19 protein-coding genes are annotated in these 16,505 nt (G+C 40.2%); 12 read left to right on the top strand and 7 right to left on the bottom strand.

Going from position 1 to position 16,505, the window contains the following annotated elements; translation table 11 throughout:
• Window positions 1–2 precede the first annotated feature (2 nt).
• Complete coding sequence (locus NE848_RS15145) at window positions 3–797, top strand: anti-sigma factor (RefSeq protein WP_252115198.1); 795 nt, start codon at window positions 3–5, stop codon at window positions 795–797.
• 250 nt (window positions 798–1,047) lie between these two features.
• Here NE848_RS15145 and NE848_RS15140 read toward each other — a convergent pair whose 3' ends face one another.
• Genes NE848_RS15140 through NE848_RS15130 form a run of 3 tightly spaced genes read right to left on the bottom strand, consistent with a single transcriptional unit; the run spans window position 1,048 to window position 3,467 of the window.
• Window positions 1,048–1,800, bottom strand: a complete 753-nt coding sequence (locus NE848_RS15140; protein WP_252115506.1) for a LytR/AlgR family response regulator transcription factor — start codon at window positions 1,798–1,800, stop codon at window positions 1,048–1,050.
• A gap of 27 nt (window positions 1,801–1,827) precedes the next feature.
• A complete protein-coding gene (locus NE848_RS15135) occupies window positions 1,828–2,142 on the bottom strand; it encodes a 2TM domain-containing protein (protein WP_252115196.1) in 315 nt (104 codons plus the stop codon).
• On the bottom strand, window positions 2,142–3,467 hold the full coding sequence (locus NE848_RS15130) for a 2TM domain-containing protein (RefSeq protein WP_252115194.1): 1,326 nt from the start codon (window positions 3,465–3,467) through the stop codon (window positions 2,142–2,144). The genes NE848_RS15135 and NE848_RS15130 overlap by 1 nt, the downstream gene beginning before the upstream one ends.
• Window positions 3,468–3,650: 183 nt before the next feature.
• Between NE848_RS15130 and NE848_RS15125 the strand changes: the two genes are divergently transcribed.
• The gene (locus tag NE848_RS15125; protein ID WP_252115192.1) at window positions 3,651–4,085 is read left to right on the top strand and encodes a hemerythrin domain-containing protein; all 435 of its coding nucleotides are present in this window, start codon (window positions 3,651–3,653) and stop codon (window positions 4,083–4,085) included.
• 33 nt (window positions 4,086–4,118) lie between these two features.
• Here NE848_RS15125 and NE848_RS15120 read toward each other — a convergent pair whose 3' ends face one another.
• Complete coding sequence (locus NE848_RS15120; RefSeq protein ID WP_252115190.1) at window positions 4,119–5,426, bottom strand: NAD(P)/FAD-dependent oxidoreductase; 1,308 nt, start codon at window positions 5,424–5,426, stop codon at window positions 4,119–4,121.
• 126 nt (window positions 5,427–5,552) lie between these two features.
• On the opposite strand from NE848_RS15120, the gene NE848_RS15115 reads away from it, so the two are divergent.
• Together NE848_RS15115 and NE848_RS15110 are read left to right on the top strand one after the other, a co-directional pair.
• The gene (locus NE848_RS15115) at window positions 5,553–6,047 is read left to right on the top strand and encodes an RNA polymerase sigma factor (RefSeq protein ID WP_252115188.1); all 495 of its coding nucleotides are present in this window, start codon (window positions 5,553–5,555) and stop codon (window positions 6,045–6,047) included.
• Between the two features lie 6 nt (window positions 6,048–6,053).
• The gene (locus tag NE848_RS15110) at window positions 6,054–6,689 is read left to right on the top strand and encodes a hypothetical protein (RefSeq protein ID WP_252115186.1); all 636 of its coding nucleotides are present in this window, start codon (window positions 6,054–6,056) and stop codon (window positions 6,687–6,689) included.
• A gap of 40 nt (window positions 6,690–6,729) precedes the next feature.
• On the opposite strand, the gene NE848_RS15105 is transcribed toward NE848_RS15110, so the two are convergent.
• Both NE848_RS15105 and NE848_RS15100 read right to left on the bottom strand, forming a co-directional pair.
• Window positions 6,730–7,548, bottom strand: coding sequence for a lysophospholipid acyltransferase family protein (locus tag NE848_RS15105; RefSeq protein ID WP_252115184.1), 819 nt, complete (start codon window positions 7,546–7,548; stop codon window positions 6,730–6,732).
• Window positions 7,549–7,621: 73 nt separating this feature from the next.
• Window positions 7,622–8,260 (bottom strand): NUDIX hydrolase, encoded by a 639-nt coding sequence (locus NE848_RS15100; protein ID WP_252115182.1) that lies wholly within the window; start codon window positions 8,258–8,260, stop codon window positions 7,622–7,624.
• Here NE848_RS15100 and NE848_RS15095 point away from each other — a divergent pair.
• A complete protein-coding gene (locus NE848_RS15095) occupies window positions 8,259–9,032 on the top strand; it encodes a peptidylprolyl isomerase (protein ID WP_252115180.1) in 774 nt (257 codons plus the stop codon). The two genes, NE848_RS15100 and NE848_RS15095, sit on opposite strands and share 2 nt — an antisense overlap.
• Here the strand turns inward: NE848_RS15095 and NE848_RS15090 are convergent.
• Entirely contained in the window at window positions 9,029–9,745 is a 717-nt protein-coding gene (locus NE848_RS15090; RefSeq protein WP_252115178.1) for an RDD family protein, read from the bottom strand. The two genes, NE848_RS15095 and NE848_RS15090, sit on opposite strands and share 4 nt — an antisense overlap.
• A gap of 33 nt (window positions 9,746–9,778) precedes the next feature.
• Here NE848_RS15090 and NE848_RS15085 point away from each other — a divergent pair, with 33 nt between their 5' ends.
• From NE848_RS15085 to NE848_RS15055, 7 genes are all read left to right on the top strand, one after another.
• Window positions 9,779–10,741: a stage II sporulation protein M gene (locus NE848_RS15085; RefSeq protein WP_252115176.1), complete on the top strand. Its 963-nt coding sequence runs from the start codon at window positions 9,779–9,781 to the stop codon at window positions 10,739–10,741.
• Entirely contained in the window at window positions 10,734–11,594 is an 861-nt protein-coding gene (locus tag NE848_RS15080) for a YciC family protein (RefSeq protein WP_252115174.1), read from the top strand. The genes NE848_RS15085 and NE848_RS15080 overlap by 8 nt, the downstream gene beginning before the upstream one ends.
• A gap of 2 nt (window positions 11,595–11,596) precedes the next feature.
• Window positions 11,597–12,358, top strand: coding sequence for a DUF4129 domain-containing protein (locus tag NE848_RS15075; RefSeq protein ID WP_252115172.1), 762 nt, complete (start codon window positions 11,597–11,599; stop codon window positions 12,356–12,358).
• Window positions 12,351–13,565, top strand: coding sequence for a DUF4350 domain-containing protein (locus tag NE848_RS15070; protein WP_252115163.1), 1,215 nt, complete (start codon window positions 12,351–12,353; stop codon window positions 13,563–13,565). The genes NE848_RS15075 and NE848_RS15070 overlap by 8 nt, the downstream gene beginning before the upstream one ends.
• Window positions 13,540–14,544 carry an AAA family ATPase gene (locus NE848_RS15065; RefSeq protein WP_252115161.1) on the top strand — a complete coding sequence of 335 codons (1,005 nt, stop codon included), beginning with the start codon at window positions 13,540–13,542 and terminating at the stop codon, window positions 14,542–14,544. The genes NE848_RS15070 and NE848_RS15065 overlap by 26 nt, the downstream gene beginning before the upstream one ends.
• Entirely contained in the window at window positions 14,544–15,875 is a 1,332-nt protein-coding gene (locus NE848_RS15060) for a DUF58 domain-containing protein (protein ID WP_252115159.1), read from the top strand. Before NE848_RS15065 ends, NE848_RS15060 begins: the two co-directional genes overlap by 1 nt.
• A gap of 100 nt (window positions 15,876–15,975) precedes the next feature.
• A complete protein-coding gene (locus NE848_RS15055) occupies window positions 15,976–16,392 on the top strand; it encodes a DUF2141 domain-containing protein (RefSeq protein ID WP_252115157.1) in 417 nt (138 codons plus the stop codon).
• Window positions 16,393–16,505 lie beyond the last annotated feature (113 nt).

The following is a 16,505-nucleotide window of genomic DNA, read 5'->3' as shown; positions in this document are numbered from 1 at the left end:
AAATGGATATAGAAGAATACATATCATCTGGAATACTGGAACTCTATGTTTACGGGGCTCTTACTGAAGAAGAGAGCCGTGAAGTGAGTAAGGTATTAAAGGAACACCCGGAGATTAGAGAAGAAGTAGAAGAAATTGAGCACGCCTTGCAACAGCTTGCTTCAACAGCGGCTCCATACAATCCTGAAGCTATTCTCTCAAGTATCAAAGAAAAGCTTTCAGATAAGAAAGTTATAGGCATTGAAACCAGAAGAAAGACCAATTGGGTAGCCTATATTGGATGGGCCGCATGTCTTGTTTTGTTTGTTGGACTATTCTTTCTGATAGACGATAATAATGAACTGAGAGAACAGCTTAATTCTGAAAAAGCACGTGTAGCGAGAATGGAGCAGCAAATTGCGGATGCAAGGGATGATGCCGAGAAGACCAGGGAATTACTGGCAGTTCTTAGGGATAAGGATGTTTCAAGAATCCCACTTCAGGGACAGAATGCCGCACCAGAGGCTTACGCGACCGTATACTGGAATAAGGAAGAGAACAAAGCATATATAGACGCCAAAGATCTGCCGGAGCCACCACGAGGAAAGGTTTACCAGGTATGGTCATTAAAACTGGAACCGCTCACTCCAACTAGTATTGGATTGCTGGATGAATTCACCAGTGATGATAACAAGATATTTACACTGGAGAATGCCAATGAGAGCGAGGCATTCGGGATAACGCTGGAGCCTGAAGGAGGTAGTGAATCACCAACGATGGATCAGCTTTATGTACTGGGAGCTGTTGCAGCACCTTAAATAAAGATACCTTATCAAAAAAGATAAGCCCCACGTGAACGTGGGGCTTACTTTTGTAAATACCCGGAGAGAATTCCGGGGGAATTTACGCTCTCCAAGTATCTAACCAACCAAAAAAATCAAAAACTCAAAATCGACATAATTTGACCAAAAAGAATTTGTTCAAATAAAAATTTGAAGTTCTGTATCTAGATATACGGAAAGAATTAGAGGGTGGTTTTTAAAAGTTTAAATTTTAACAGTTTAAATTTCAATTATTTAGCCAGTTCTTAAAATCTTTCACCCGCTCACGGCTCACTATAAGCTGAAATTCTTCAAAATTATTGAGCTTAATTTCCAGCCTTGAATTTGTATAGGAAACGATATCCCTGATAGCATCAATATTTAATATGCACTTTCGGTTGATCCTGAAGAATTTCTCCGGGTCAAGTTCATCTTCCAGTTGTTCCAGAGGGACCTCAACAGGATAGTTTCTGCCCGAATGGCAATGCATATAGGTAGACTTGTTTTCAGAATAAAAACAACCAATATCGGAGATATCCACAAGTTTGAGATGTTGACCCACCTGGGCAGTAAATCGGGTCTTATAGGTCTTTATACCTGGCATATTAAGTAATGACCTTAGTTCCTTTACGTTAATCTTTTCAGCAGGATTCTGTGTATTTCTGAATTTCCTAACCGCAGCCTCAAGTTCTTCCTCATCAATTGGTTTTAATAAGTAATCGATACTGTTAAGTTTGAACGCCCTTAAAGCGTACTCATCATAGGCAGTAGTAAAAATGATGGCGCTATCTGTCTCTACTTGATCAAATATCTCAAAAGAAAGACCATCACTTAGCTGAATATCAAGAAAAATAAGATCGGGATGATCGTGGGAACCGAACCATTTTATGGCTTCAGCAACCGAATGAAGCATGGTCTGGGTTTCTATTCCTAATTTTGAAAGCATACGTTGCAGGCGTCTAGCCGCAGGCTTCTCATCTTCAATAATTATTACTTTGATCACGTTTAATTTAATTGATGAATAATCTTATTTCCAGGTCTTCTTTGTCTCCTGCTCCATGATCTCTCTTATCTTTTTCTCTTCCCATTTTTTTGTAAAAAGAACATTAGGACCAAAAACTCCTGCCCAATGGCCTGCAAGGCCGATCCCCCAAAAGAAAAGAGTGGAATAATTTGTGATATCCCATAGGCCTTCACCAAGACCGTCATCCATGGTAACAAATATGAAGATGGCTGTGTTGATGAAGATATATACGGTTAAATGAACATAAAAGCCCTTGATATCTTTTACCCTCTTTTGAGCGGCTTTATAACTGAGATTTTCTTTATAATTCGTTTGCATTATTTCCAGGATTTGGTTTGTGGATTATCTTTTTCCATAAGCTCTTTTATCTTGCGTTCTTCCCAGGTAGATCCGTAACCAAACACGGAGAAACCGTGGATGGTGAGCCCGATTCCCCATCCAAAGAGTGGAAACCAGAACCACTGGAATTCCCAGGAGGTATAATAATTCACAAAAATTAAAAATGGGATCACCACACAATAAGAAATCAGATTCCCATAAAATTCCTTTATTTCCTTTACTCGTTGTTTTGCCCTGAAATAGGCATTTTCTTGATCAATTTCGTTAGTATCCATAATTGAAATTTGTTTGGTTAATACTGGTAATTTCACTCTGAAGATCTCTGTTGTATGTTCTATAATCACTTCCCGTTGGGTCACCTCGTTGTAACGGTTCACAATATTTTGAAGCCCCACTCCTTTTCTGGTACTTAGCACCTCCTTTCTCTGAAAGTTGTTTTCTACGACGAGGTATCCATCATCTTCATAGATCTTAATCCGCAAGGGCTTTTCCTCACTCACAATATTATGTTTGATGGTGTTCTCAAGCAGTAACTGTAATGATAGCGGAACTACCTTAGCCTCTTCTGTGGAGATATTTTCAGGGATCTCAAAGAAGATACTATTCTCAAAGCGCATTTTCAGCAGTTTCATATAGGTATTCGCAAAGGCCAGTTCCTCTTCAAGGCTTACCAGTTCCTTGTCTTTTTGCTCCAGCACATAGCGATATACCTTGGATAATGAAGTGGTAAATCTTTGAGCCTGGTCTGGATTCTCATCTATAAGCGAAGCCAGCACATTAAGACTATTGAAAAGAAAATGCGGATCGAGCTGATTCTTTAAGGCATCGAATTTCGCAGATGCTGTTCCTGCAATGATCTTCTGCTCTTTTACCTTTTTTTCCTGAAGCGCTTTATAGAAATACACTAAATGAAAGAAAAGAGAAATGATAGTGGTAAACAGCAATGGGAAAAGGTAAAACCTGATACTTTCGTCCTCAAGGAACGTTTGCAGGGCTATACCTTCAAAGAGTGTTTTATCCACCAGCCTGCAAAAGAAGAATCCCACCAGGGTAAAAATTATAGAGCCTCCTGAAGCTATAAGAACCCTTTTCAAGTCGGCTCCCTCCCAACCTATTTTTTTGCTAAAAAACCAGAAGTATATTCCGTTTATCGTGGTAAGTACAAAGGCATAAAAGAAATAGATGCCCCAGTATTTTGGATCCAGCATCCTTTCAAAACGCATTCCGCTGAAAGTGGTATCCAGTAAAATGAGGATCAACGAGATCGCGATGCTTATCCTTAATATTTTAAAAAAATATTTCATTGCTTTAATTAATCTTCTGCTAAGATGGAGTCATTTTATATTCTCTGGAAATCAAATTTTCTGAATTGTAGATTTTCACTTCCGAATTGTAGTATTGACTCAATTTTGGCTTTTCAGCCTGAAAATTAAATAATCTTTAACATTAAAATGAATAACTTGGATTTAAATCCAAAAAATTAAATAATGACCATATTCGAAGCCTTAAGACAGGAACATGAAATCCAGAGGGACCTGATTGACAAACTCATAAAGACCGAAGGAAAGACAGAAGAAAGAAAAAAGATATTTGAAAGGCTTAAACACGAATTGAAAATTCATGAAGATGCAGAGGAACGTCATTTCTATGTTCCGCTGATGGAGAAAGATCTCACCCAGGAAAAGGCCCGGCATAGCGTTGCTGAACATCACGAAATGGATGAACTCGTGGAACAACTCGAGGATATCGAAATGGACGCCTCAAACTGGCTGAAGATCGCTAAAGAACTGGAACATCAGTTAATACATCATCTTGATGAAGAAGAACATGAAGTATTTCAAATGGCAGGAAAGGCTTTAACCGAAAAGCAAAAGACCGATCTTGCTTCCAGTTATAACAAAGAAATAAGGAAAACCAGGTAAAATAATAAGGCTGCCAGTTGGCAGCCTTATTTTTTAAACCTTATCGCTATCCATCGTCATGGTTTCCTCCTTGCCTTTAAAAGGCCTTATTATAAGCCTTGCAGCCTTGTCGTAATTAATATAATTGTAGATCCAGTTAAAAAAAGTCACTGTACGGTTTCTGAAGCCTACAAGGAACCATAGGTGTACAAACATCCATACGAACCATGCAAAAAAACCGGAGAATTTCCATTTTCCAAGATCTACCACAGCACGGTTTCTACCAACCGTAGCCATGGTTCCCTTATCATAATATTCAAAAGTCTCCAGTTTTTCACCTCTTATAAGATGTTTAATGTTTTTCGCAAGATGTTTCCCCTGTTGAATTGCAGGTTGTGCCACCATTGGATGACCTTTAGGGAATTTTTCAGTCTTCATCAGGGCAATGTCTCCTATCGCGAAAATGTTCTCATAGCCCTGTACCTGATTGAATGCATTCACCTCATACCTTCCTGCCTTTTCTACCATAGCTGAAGCATTCAGGCCCTTAACAGGCGCTCCTTTCACTCCGGCTGACCAGATAAAGGTTTCGGTTTTTATGGCAAGATCGGTATTGGTCTTTACCAGATGACCATCATAACTCTCCACCATGGTATTAAGATGGATCTTAACACCCAGTTCATCCAGAAATTTATGGGCTTTTTTTGAGGCATGCTCGCTCATAGGCGGTAAGACCCGGTCCAGTCCTTCCAGTAAATGTATATGCATCTCATTAGGATCTACATCTGGATAATCTTTCGGGACAATATGATTTCTTAGCTCTGCTATTGCTCCACTTAGCTCCACTCCAGTAGGCCCTGCTCCAACGAGCACAAAATTCAGAAGGGCTTTTCTCTTTTCAGGATCCTCAGTAATGGTAGCCTGTTCAAGGTTTTCAAGTATAAGACTTCTTATATTTAGCGCCTGCGGAACTGTTTTCATCCACATTCCGTGCTTCTCAATGCTTTCATTGCCGAAGAAATTTGTTTTGGAACCGGTTGCAATTACCAGATAATCATAAACAAGATCTCCAATACTGGTATGAATGGTATTTGAATCGGCTGAGATTGAAGTGACCTCAGCTAGCCTGAAAAAGCATTTTGGATCATCGCGAGTAATCTTTCTTAAAGGGTATGCAATAGAGTCGGGCTCCAGTCCCGAAGTGGATACCTGGTATAGCAATGGTTGAAATGTGTGATAATTATGCCTGTCCAGCATCACCATCTGCATATTCTCTTTCAGGATCTTTCGGGCGAGTGCCATGCCGGCGAAACCACCTCCAATAATTACTACTCGCGGTAAGTCGGTTCTTGGGATATTCATAGTCTCGGATGGTTTTAGCCAAATTTAAGGTTTATGTAAAGAATAGAGGGTGGATTAACTTTAAATTAAAGTTTTTTGTAACATAGCAATCAGTTTGGCTACCTATTAAATGCTAACCAGAGTTTTGTGGATAAGGAATTAGAACATCAGTTTGTAAAGAACCTGGAGAAACACCAGAATATTGCTCACAAGATCTGCCGTATCTATACTAATGACCAGGAATCGCATAATGATCTTTTCCAGGAAATTACGATACAGCTTTGGAAGGCCTATCCTAAATTCAGGGGAGATTCAAAATTTAGTACATGGATGTACCGGGTAGCCCTTAATACGGCTATCACCCTTTACCGGAAGAAAAAAAGGAGTGTAAAGACCCAGGATTATGATAATGTACATTTCAAGATAAAGGCCGAAGAATATAATGATGAAGCTGAACAGCACCTGAAACTGATGTATGACGCCATTAGACAGCTGAACGATATTGATAAGGCGCTAGTATTCCTTTATCTCGAAGACAAAAATTATGCAGAGATCTCAGATACCCTGGGGATCACTGAAGTAAATGCAAGAGTGAAAATGAACAGGGTAAAAACAAAATTAAAGAGTATTATTAATCCTTGATAAGCTATGGATGATTTAGATCTGTTAAAAAAGGATTGGAAAAAGCAGGAGCAGAACCTGCCTCATCTAACCTATGATGAAATATATAAGATGATATGGAAGAGATCCCATTCTATTGTGAAATGGATCTTCATCATTAGTATTCTTGAATTCTTACTGGGTACGGTTCTCAATATCGTACTGGCCGATGATGACTACTGGGCCAGAATGGAAGAGTTTGATCTTACTGAATTCACCATCATCGCCTATATAGTAAGCTACGCCATCACTTTCTATTTTATCTTTAAATTCTATAATAACTATAGACGTATCTCTACCACAGACAGTGCTTCCCGTTTAATGAAGAGCATACTTAAGACCCGTAAAACAGTTAAATATTATATCGCCTTTGTTCTTATCTCAAGTGGAATAACATTCCTGGCAGGGTTGTTCCTTATCATTAGAAATCACATGCGTACCATGGAACCAGGTGCAACGAACATGCAATTTGATACCATGCAATGGGTATTATTTATTGGCGCGATTATTCTTGTATTGGGAATATTTCTTGGAGCGATATGGCTTATTTACCGAGTTATCTACGGAATCCTGTTGAGAAGATTAAATAAGAATTACAAGGAATTGAAAAGGCTTGAAATGTAAGCGCTAATTTACCAATAAAATAAGCTGAATTAAAACCAGGTTAAGATTCTGGTTCTTTATAGCTCCAGCGTCTTTTCTCATTGAGTTCTTCCATCACTTCTATCTCCTCTGCCGGAATAACCTTGAGGAATGATGGATGTTGTTCTATGGCATACTCAAGCTTTTCAACGATCTCATCTACCGTTTCATTCTCATAATCTATTTCCAATGGCTCCTTTATTTGGAATGACTGTAGTATTCCCCTCTTCTTTATTCTAAGACCTTTTCTATCAAAAGACCTCCTAAAACCATCAATTACGATTGGGATCACTATTGGCTTGTGTTGCTTGATGATATGGGCAGTCCCTTTACGGATTGGTTTAAATGGTCTGGTAGTACCCTGAGGAAAAGTAATCACCCAGCCATCTCTTAGAGCTTTCCCAATATTCTCAGTATCATTCGGGTTTACCTCACGTTTTACTTCCTTGCCTTTGGCTCGCCAGGTTCGTTCTACAGTAATGGCTCCTGCATATGCCATGATCCTTGTAAGCAATCCAGCCCTCATGGTTTCTTTAGCAGCTACATAGTAAATGTTCAGTTTGGGTTGCCACAGGTAACCTACATTCCTGATACTGTCCACCCTTCCGCTAAGGCTGGCATTAAAAACATGGAACATCGCAGTAACATCGGCAAAATAGGTTTGATGATTAGATACAAAGAGCACATTATTATCGGGAAGATTCTTGATGATCTCAGAGCCTTCTATCTGAAGTTCATTAAAACCACGGTAACGCCGGTGTGATAATACACCAAAGATACGAATAAGCCATTTCTTAAGAATCAAATAATGTCCGAATGGATTCTTCTTGAATAATCCCATTTATTCTTGTTTTTTGCCAGTAAGTATAGCCCAGATACAGAACCGCGGGCAAATATACTAATTTAGTTTGCGACTAAATTTTCAAAATCAATTCTCTTATTTCGCTTAGCATCATTCCGGTTGCGCCCCAAACCGTATAGCCATTAAGCTTATATGCCGGTACCTCGATATTCCGGGCATACGAGGTGCTAAGGTTTTCTGAAATAATATTCCTGTCATCCAAAAAATCGGTGAGTTTTACCTTCAGAATTTCTTCCACCTCCGATTCCTGAGGTATCATATGCGGCGTACTTTCAACGATTCCCAAAAAAGGCTGAACCCAGAAATTTGAGGGCGGTATATAAAGCCTGGAAAGCTTTTTCACTACCTGTATTTCCTTCTGGGGAATCCCTACCTCTTCTTCGGTCTCCCTTAACGCGGTATCCTGCAGATCCCTGTCTTCCTCTTCTACCCTGCCCCCTGGGAAACCTATCTGATTTGAATGCACTCCCTTATAGGCTTTCCTTAAAATAAGCACAAGCCGGGTTAGTGAATCCTCATCGGGATAGAATACTGCCATTACCCCAGCTTCCTGTGGGTTCCTGTCTTTAATATTGATCTCTGAAAGCTCCTTTATCCTGATAAGCGGCGCCAGTTTTCTATGTGCCACTTCTCCCGGAAGCGGCATTTTTTTTAACTTTGAAATCCTGTTTTTAAAAATTTCGAATTCCATGTTTAGAAAGCTTTCTTTTATAGCAATCGCTATTTTTCTGATTTTTGCAAGTTGTGAAGATAAGGAATCTTCCTCGAAAGATGGCAAGACCCCGTCACCTGAAGAACTGAAAGCACAACAGAAACAGGACTCTATCCAGCGGGCAAGAGATAGTATATTTGAGTTAAGAAAACGAGAACTCGCCGAGGAAAAAAGAGAAAGCAAAATAGAACAGAACCCAATGTTCCCCATTGCCCAGGAAGAACTCATTCCTACTCTTACCGAATATGGTAAGAAGAATCCCGAAACAAGAGTGAGGATCAAAACAAAATTCGGCAATATAGATGTGCAGTTATACCGGGACACTCCGCTTCACCGGGCCAATTTCATTATGCTGGTAAAGAATGAGTATTTTAATGACACCTTCTTTCACAGGGTGGCACCAGGTTTCGTGATACAGGGCGGGAATGCCGATAATCAGACTACCGCAAGCAATCGTGGTGATGTGGGCGATTACCTTATACCCAGTGAATTTGATGCCGGCCATAAGCATACCTACGGGGCATTTTCGGCAGCCAAATATGCCGAGCAGAACGTGAGCAAAGCCTCTTCTCCCTTTGAGTTTTTTATAGTGATGGATAAAGGAGGTACTCCTCACCTCAACAATGACCATACTGTATTTGGAAGGGTGATTTCTGGAATGGACGTGGCTGAAAAGATCTCTCAGGTAAAAACAGGAAACTCAGAATGGCCCATCGATAATGTAGAGATGGATATAGAGATACTGGATTAATTATTCTGGGTGTAATAATTATAATCGTTGATCACGTGCTGTACAAAGTCAAGCGGTCTTTCTTCTATTTTTATATCCATCAGTTCAGCCAGTTTTTCACTCAGTGAAAGAATGATATGGTGCTGACCTTCCCTTCTGGCATTCTGATAAAGGTTTTTGATCTCCTGCATATCCTGGTCGCTTAAAACCGTTACCTGCGGATATTTTGGCTTATAATTATCTGGCAGGTCTACCTGGAGTGTATTGTGGATCCCTATTCTCCTTCTTTCAGATATCACCGTTGTGCCCGCCGCTATATCTCCAAGCCTTTGCCCTTTCCCGTTAAGAAGTATAGTAACCACTGCCACTCCTCCACTACTAAGACTTATATCTATAATCCTTAAGAGCCACCTGATCAAATAATTGGAAAAAGCCGGTCTTGATCCGTCTTTTCTCACAACCCTGATCTGTAGGAGAGCCTTTCCCGGTGTTCTTCCGTCCCAAAAAGTTTCCCAAAGCAAATAATAAAGAAAAGTTGGTAATCCAAGCACCAGGTAGTACATCATTTCGCCCATGGAATTGGTATTCAATCCTGCCATTATGAGACCGGCAAAAATCATGTAAACCACAATGATCACCAGGTCTACAAAGAATGCCAGTATGCGCTCCCCGATTCCCGCCGCATTCTGTTCTATACTAATATTTTGAGCGGTTTCAATTTGAAAGTTATCCATTAAATATGTTACTTTGGGTTTTATTCAAGAACAATGCGCGAGGCTGCTTTTGTAAAGCAAAATAAAGATAAATGGGTTAAGTATGAAAGCCTCCTTCAAAATAATAGAAGTCTTTCTCCAGAACAGCTTTCGGATATCTATGTGGAATTAAGTGATGATCTTAGTTATTCCCGAACCTTTTATCCAAAAAGCAATACTACCCGTTATCTTAATGGTCTGACATCGGTAGCGCATCAGAAGATCTACAGGTCCAAAAAGGAATCGGGAAACCGTCTTATAATTTTTTTCATCAAGGAATTTCCTTCTGAATTTCATAAGTACCAGAAACAGTTATTGCTAAGCTTCCTGATATTTGCCGTCTTCTCTTTGATAGGAGCTTACAGTTCCTCGGCCGATGCTGCCTTTGTACGCTCTATTATGGGTGATGCCTATGTGAACATGACACTTGAAAATATAGCAAACAATGATCCTATGGCGGTGTATAAAAAAGCTTCAGAGACCGATATGTTCCTGGGGATCACCATAAACAATATAAGGGTTTCCCTTATGGCTTTTGCCTTTGGCATCCTGGCCGGAATAGGGACTATATTCATGCTCATGCAAAATGCCGTAATGCTGGGAAGCTTTCAGTATTTCTTTTATGATAAAGGGCTTTTATGGGAATCGGCGAGAACCATATGGATACATGGTACCATTGAAATTTCGGTGATCATCGTGGCCGGTTGCGCGGGTTTAGTTGTTGGAAAAAGCATGCTCTTTCCTGGCACCTATTCCCGATTAAAATCTTTTACAATGGGAGTCAAAGACGGTTTAAAAATTGTGGTTAGTACCATACCCTTTTTCATCATTGCCGGTTTTCTGGAAGGCTTTGTGACCCGTATAACCTCGATGCCGGACTGGCTGGCTATTTTGATTATTACAGGCTCTTTGGCTTTGATATTGTTTTACTATGTTTACTATCCTTTATACCTATTAAAAAAATCCGAAAATGAGTGAGGAGTTCATCCACTTTAAAAAACAGCGTGAGCTTGGAGAGATTTTGAGCGTCACCTTTAAATTTCTTCGTGAAAATTATAAACCGGCCGGTAAGATCTTTTTAAAACTGGTAGGCCCGGTATTTATTCTTCTTATCGCCGCCGTTACTTATTATGCATGGACAACATTGGGAGAAACTTTTATTTCAGCAGCAGGATTTGACAGCTCCGGTTTCGTGATATCGTTCGCATTGATGTTACTTGCCTATCTGCTCTATGTCGCCACCATGACGGGAACGATCTACCATATAATCCTATCTTATATGAATAACCGGGGAGAGATCGTTCCTTCTGAAGTGGTTAGCGGGATGAAAAGTGATTTTGGCAAATTACTGCTCCTAACCTTTCTTTCCTGGGTTATAATCTTCGCAGGAATGTTATTCTTCATTCTGCCCGGCATCTACCTCGCCGTTCCTATAAGCCTGGCTTCGGCAGTACTGGTTTTCAGAAGAGAGGGAATAGCCGGCAGTATCTCAGATTGTTTTCAGCTGGTAAAGAACAACTGGTGGATGACCTTCGCCACTTTGCTTTGCATAGGCCTTATCGTGTATCTGGTAAGTCTTATCTTTCAATTACCGGTCATTTTTTATTACATGATAAAAGCTTTCGTGGTAGCAACCGAGAATTCCGGAGCAAATATTTCAGAGGTATTCGGGCCAGGGTATATTATTTTGAATGTGATCACCTCAATATTCCAGTACCTAATTTACAGCATTACCCCTATTGGAGTAGCTTTCGTCTATTTTAATCTGAACGAAAAACAGAATTTTACCGGGGCATACGAAACGATTCAGAACCTGGGAAATAATAATTAGTCTTGAAAAGAGGAGTACTCATTATCTTTCTTTTTCTTTTCTTCGGAAGTATTTATCCGCAGAAAACCGATTCTATAGCCGAAATCAAAGAAGTAAGATATGATAAGTCTTCAGATCTTGTTTCCGTTGAATTTAACCGGTCCCGAATAGAAGACTACAAGAATTCTGAAGAATTCGAGTATCTCGATACTACCGAAAAAGATAACTGGTGGACGCGCTTTAAGAAATGGGTAAATGCCAAATATAATCAGTTCATCAACTGGTTATTTGGAGAGTACAGGACCAATTCGGTCATGGCATTTATTATCGAGATCATTCCTTTTATTTTACTGGTTCTGCTGCTTGGCCTCATCGCCTGGCTGTTTTCAAGGTTAAATCCGGGAGGGCGCATTCTTCAGCAACCCGGCACCAGCGAGGTCTTTTTAACAGAAGAGGAAGAACTGGTAAGAAATGAAGACCTGCCCGCCCTTATGGAAGAGGCAGTAAGGAATAGCCAATTCAGGCTTGCAGTTCGCTATTACTACCTTAATGAGCTTAGGAAACTGGACAGGCTTAAGCTCATAGAATATGAGTACCAGAAGACGAATAGAGATTATACTACCGAATTAAAGGATGAGAATATCAGAAAGAATTTTTCTGAGATCACCAAGTTATACGAATTCATCTGGTACGGGAGTTTCCAGGTCTCAGAAAGCGATTACAGGCTGGCCGAAAAAGGCTTTTTAAGAATGGAGCGAACCCTCAATTCCCTGGGCCATGAATAAGACCTATAAAATAGCATTCGGTTTGTTCCTTTTACTGGTGATCTCGCTGGCATGGCTTGAAAGTTCAGAGCCAGAACCTATAAACTGGACCCCCAGCTATACAGCCAGTGACAAGATCCCTTTGGGAAGCTTCGTTTTCTTTGAAAATCTTAAGGATCAGTTTCCTGACAGGCTTAAAGAGATCAAAATCCCACCCTATGAATATCTGAATAATGATGCCGAAAAAGGAACTTATTTCTTCCTCAATAACCAGGTACAGTTTGATGACGATGAGCTGGATGACCTTTTAGCCTGGGTGGCTCAGGGCAATCGCCTTTTTATCTCTTCATACGGCTTTGGAGAAAATCTTGAAGACACCCTGAATATAAGTCTGTCCTCCTTTATCAGCGCGAATGGTTTCCAATCCAGGCCTGCTCTTAATTTGGTAAATCCGAAATTGAAATTTGAGGAAGCTGTACAATTTGATCAGGACCTCCTGGCACTGTATTTTGATGAAATAGACACGACCAGCCATGTGGTGCTTGGCACTTCAAGCTTTGGAAAGGAAGATCCCCAGGAAAAGATCAATTTCATTAGATCAGATTTCGGGGATGGGGAGATCTATTTGCATTCCACGCCCCAGGCATTTAGCAATTACTTTTTACTTAAAGAAGAAAATTACCGCTACGCTGAAAATTTACTGGCCTATTTTGCCGGGAATAACCTGCTATGGGACGCATATTACAAATCGGGCAAGAGTTATTTCACTTCTCCTCTCTATATCTTTATGAATAACCGCTCCTTGAAATGGGCTTATTACTTTGTTCTTATTGCAGCCATTTTATTCATACTTTTTGAAGGAAAAAGAAAACAACGGGCAATTCCGGTGGTAAGTCCGTTACAAAACAAATCTTTCGAATACACCGAAACCCTTTCCCAGTTATACCTTGAAAGAAAGAAATTCCATGAACTCGGATTGAAAAAGATCGCTCTGTTTATGGAGTATATCAGAACAGAGTTAAGGCTTGATACTTCAAATATCAACGAAGAGTTCTACAGAAGCCTTTCAGCCAAAACTGAAAATAGTTTAGAAAAAACCAGAGGGCTCTTCGAAAGAATCCTTAATTTTCAGAATAATCGTGCGAACAGTAAACAAGAGTTCTTTGAACTAAGTAAAAGCATAAACACATTTAAGAACAAGAATGGAAAATCCCGAAGTGAACAATAACGACGAAGAATTGAAATTCGAAAACAGGATCCCTCTGGAAGGGCTCAAAGAATCTGTAGAAAGTCTTAAGGAGCAACTTTCAAAAGTGATCGTGGGACAGGAAAATTTTGTGGAATTACTCATAGTAGGCCTGCTTTCAAATGGTCATGTGCTTATAGAAGGTGTTCCCGGCGTAGCCAAGACCATCACCGCGAAGCTATTCGCGCGATGTCTTAAAACCGGTTTCAGTCGTATCCAGTTCACGCCCGATCTCATGCCAAGTGATGTGCTGGGAACCTCTGTCTTCAATATGAAAACTTCAGAATTCGAGTTTAAAAAAGGGCCTATCTTTTCAAATATCATTCTGATAGATGAAATAAACCGGGCCCCGGCCAAGACGCAGGCAGCGCTTTTCGAGGTAATGGAAGAAAGGCAGATCACCATAGACGGGAAAATGCATAAAATAGAAGCTCCCTTCATGGTCCTTGCCACTCAGAACCCAATTGAACAGGAGGGCACCTATGCCCTGCCCGAAGCCCAGCTGGACCGATTCTTTTTCAAGATAGAAGTTGGTTATCCAGATTTTGAAGATGAGATCAAAATACTTCAAACCCACCATGATAGAAAGGGTAAATTTCCGGAAACTGAGGTAGAACCTGTATTAAGCCCAGATAAGATAGCCGAGTTAAAATCCCAGATACATGAGATCATCATTGAAGAAAAGCTACTGGGATATATTGCAGAACTGATAAACAAGACCAGAAATCACCCTCATTTATATCTTGGCGCCAGCCCCAGGGCTTCGATCGCTGTTATGAATGCAGCTAAAGCTTTCGCGGCAATAAACGGTCGTGATTTTGTGATTCCTGAAGATATTCAGAACTCCCTGAAGCCCGTACTTGGTCACCGCCTTATTTTATCACCAGACAGGGAAATGGAAGGCATGACCACGGGTGGTGTTATAGATATGATAAAACAATCTGTTGAAATCCCCAGGTAGTGATCCAGTTTTTCAAATCATTATATTTTGGAAGAAGGCTATTCTATGCCCTTTTTGGCATTTCCACACTTTTCCTTCTCTCCTTCTGGTTTGAGATTCTTTACAGCTTTACCTGGATCCTGACCTCCATATTACTGGTTCTCCTTTTTACAGATATCATCACACTTTACAGCGGTTCACATATTGATGCAGACAGGATTCTTCCTGAAAAATTCTCGAATTCAGACGAAAACAGGGTTGAAATAAGCATAAAGAATTCTTATGGTTTTAAATTGAATGCAGAGGTAATCGATGAAATACCTGTTCAGTTCCAGAAAAGGGATTTTCTGAGATCTGCAGACCTCCTTCCTCATAATACCTTAAGTTTCGAATATTTCCTGAAACCCCTTAATCGAGGTGAATATGTCTTCGGAAATCTGAACATCTATATCACCACCTTTTTGAAACTTGCCAAAAGAAGATATGTTTTCAATAAAGACCAGATGGTAAAGGTATATCCTTCTTTCGTTCAAATGAAAAAGCTGGATTTTCTGGCGATGGATCAGAAGATAAGTCTGCAGGGGATCAAGAAAATTAGACGAATAGGCCATACAATGGAGTTTGAACAGATCAAGGAATATGTTCGCGGAGATGATGTTCGCACCATCAACTGGAAAGCTACAGCCAAGCATAGTAACCTTATGGTGAACCAGTTCCAGGATGAGAGGGCTCAGCCCGTATATTCAGTCATAGACTGCGGAAGAGTGATGAAAATGCCCTTTGAGGGACTTAGCCTATTAGATTATGCTATTAACAGCACGCTGGCCTTTTCAAATGTGGCCCTCAAAAAGAAAGATCGGGTTGGAATGCTCGTATTCTCGAAAAAAATAGACAGCCTTAAGAAAGCAAGCGCGAGACTTAGCCAGCTCAATCATATCATGGAGGCGCTTTACAATATCAATACCGGGTATTTAGATAGTGATTTCAGCCTGCTTTACTCAAGAATCAAAAAGAATCTAAGCCACCGCAGCCTCCTGATGCTCTATACCAATTTTGAGCATATGTCCGGACTCAAAAGACAGCTGCCATTTCTGAAAGCTCTGGCCAAAAATCACCTTCTGGTAGTGATCTTCTTTGAAAATACCGAGATCACTAAACTTACAGAGGTCGCTCCCCAAAACCTTAGCGAAAGTGCACATCAAACGGTTGCCGAGCAGTTTGCACACAACAAAAAGCTTATGGCAAAGGAACTTCAAAGGCACGGGATCCAGACCCTGCTCACTCCGCCTAAAGATCTTAGTGTTAATACCATCAATAAATATCTGGAGATAAAGGCACGAGGACTACTTTAAGATTACAGTTCGGTTTTAAATATTTACAGTTCGGTTAAAACATTTTCCTGAACCCTGACTTTGAAAGTATGTTTGTTTCATAATCAAAAAACTAAAAATTATGAAAACTATCGCGCTTTTACTTGCCATGCTCCTGGGCTCACTAATGTATGGTCAGACAGATGCTACTGGAAAAATAACCGCCACAGTTCCTAATGTAAATGGAAGTGACGGAGAAGTGCTTTTTGCCCTTTACACAGAGGATAACTTTATGAAAAGAGAGGCCAATTTCTCAGCAATGAGTAAAATAGTTGACGGTAAGGCCGTTGGAGTATTTGACAATGTACCCGAAGGCACCTATGCACTTGTAGCGATGCATGATAAGAACAGTAATAAAAGAATGGATTTTGATACTAGTGGAATGCCACAGGAAGACTACGGTACCAGCGGAAATAGCATGAGTTTTGGCCCGCCTAACTGGATGGAATCCAAATTCGACTTTGATGGTAATAAGAAGGAGATCGAAATAAGATTTTAAATTTCATTAGCAACGTTCATCAATCTTCATCAAAAAGATCGTCTAAAAATTTATATCAACGTCATTCTGTTCCGATAGCTAACGGAATTAATTCAGAATCCCATCATTAAGAT

The organism is Gramella jeungdoensis, from assembly GCF_023805255.1.
GTDB classification, from domain to species: domain Bacteria; phylum Bacteroidota; class Bacteroidia; order Flavobacteriales; family Flavobacteriaceae; genus Christiangramia; species Christiangramia jeungdoensis.
Note: the sequence above shows the minus strand (reverse complement) of the source record. Positions and strands in the feature narration are given on the sequence as shown.

Coding starts and splice junctions, on each gene's coding strand:
- NE848_RS15145 (WP_252115198.1), top strand. CDS start 3: ATGGATATAGAAGAATACATATCATCTGGAATACTGGAACTCTATGTT.
- NE848_RS15135 (WP_252115196.1), bottom strand. CDS start 2,142: ATGCAAACGAATTATAAAGAAAATCTCAGTTATAAAGCCGCTCAAAAG.
- NE848_RS15130 (WP_252115194.1), bottom strand. CDS start 3,467: ATGAAATATTTTTTTAAAATATTAAGGATAAGCATCGCGATCTCGTTG.
- NE848_RS15125 (WP_252115192.1), top strand. CDS start 3,651: ATGACCATATTCGAAGCCTTAAGACAGGAACATGAAATCCAGAGGGAC.
- NE848_RS15120 (WP_252115190.1), bottom strand. CDS start 5,426: ATGAATATCCCAAGAACCGACTTACCGCGAGTAGTAATTATTGGAGGT.
- NE848_RS15110 (WP_252115186.1), top strand. CDS start 6,054: ATGGATGATTTAGATCTGTTAAAAAAGGATTGGAAAAAGCAGGAGCAG.
- NE848_RS15105 (WP_252115184.1), bottom strand. CDS start 7,548: ATGGGATTATTCAAGAAGAATCCATTCGGACATTATTTGATTCTTAAG.
- NE848_RS15095 (WP_252115180.1), top strand. CDS start 8,259: ATGTTTAGAAAGCTTTCTTTTATAGCAATCGCTATTTTTCTGATTTTT.
- NE848_RS15100 (WP_252115182.1), bottom strand. CDS start 8,260: ATGGAATTCGAAATTTTTAAAAACAGGATTTCAAAGTTAAAAAAAATG.
- NE848_RS15090 (WP_252115178.1), bottom strand. CDS start 9,745: ATGGATAACTTTCAAATTGAAACCGCTCAAAATATTAGTATAGAACAG.
- NE848_RS15085 (WP_252115176.1), top strand. CDS start 9,779: ATGCGCGAGGCTGCTTTTGTAAAGCAAAATAAAGATAAATGGGTTAAG.
- NE848_RS15080 (WP_252115174.1), top strand. CDS start 10,734: ATGAGTGAGGAGTTCATCCACTTTAAAAAACAGCGTGAGCTTGGAGAG.
- NE848_RS15070 (WP_252115163.1), top strand. CDS start 12,351: ATGAATAAGACCTATAAAATAGCATTCGGTTTGTTCCTTTTACTGGTG.
- NE848_RS15065 (WP_252115161.1), top strand. CDS start 13,540: ATGGAAAATCCCGAAGTGAACAATAACGACGAAGAATTGAAATTCGAA.
- NE848_RS15055 (WP_252115157.1), top strand. CDS start 15,976: ATGAAAACTATCGCGCTTTTACTTGCCATGCTCCTGGGCTCACTAATG.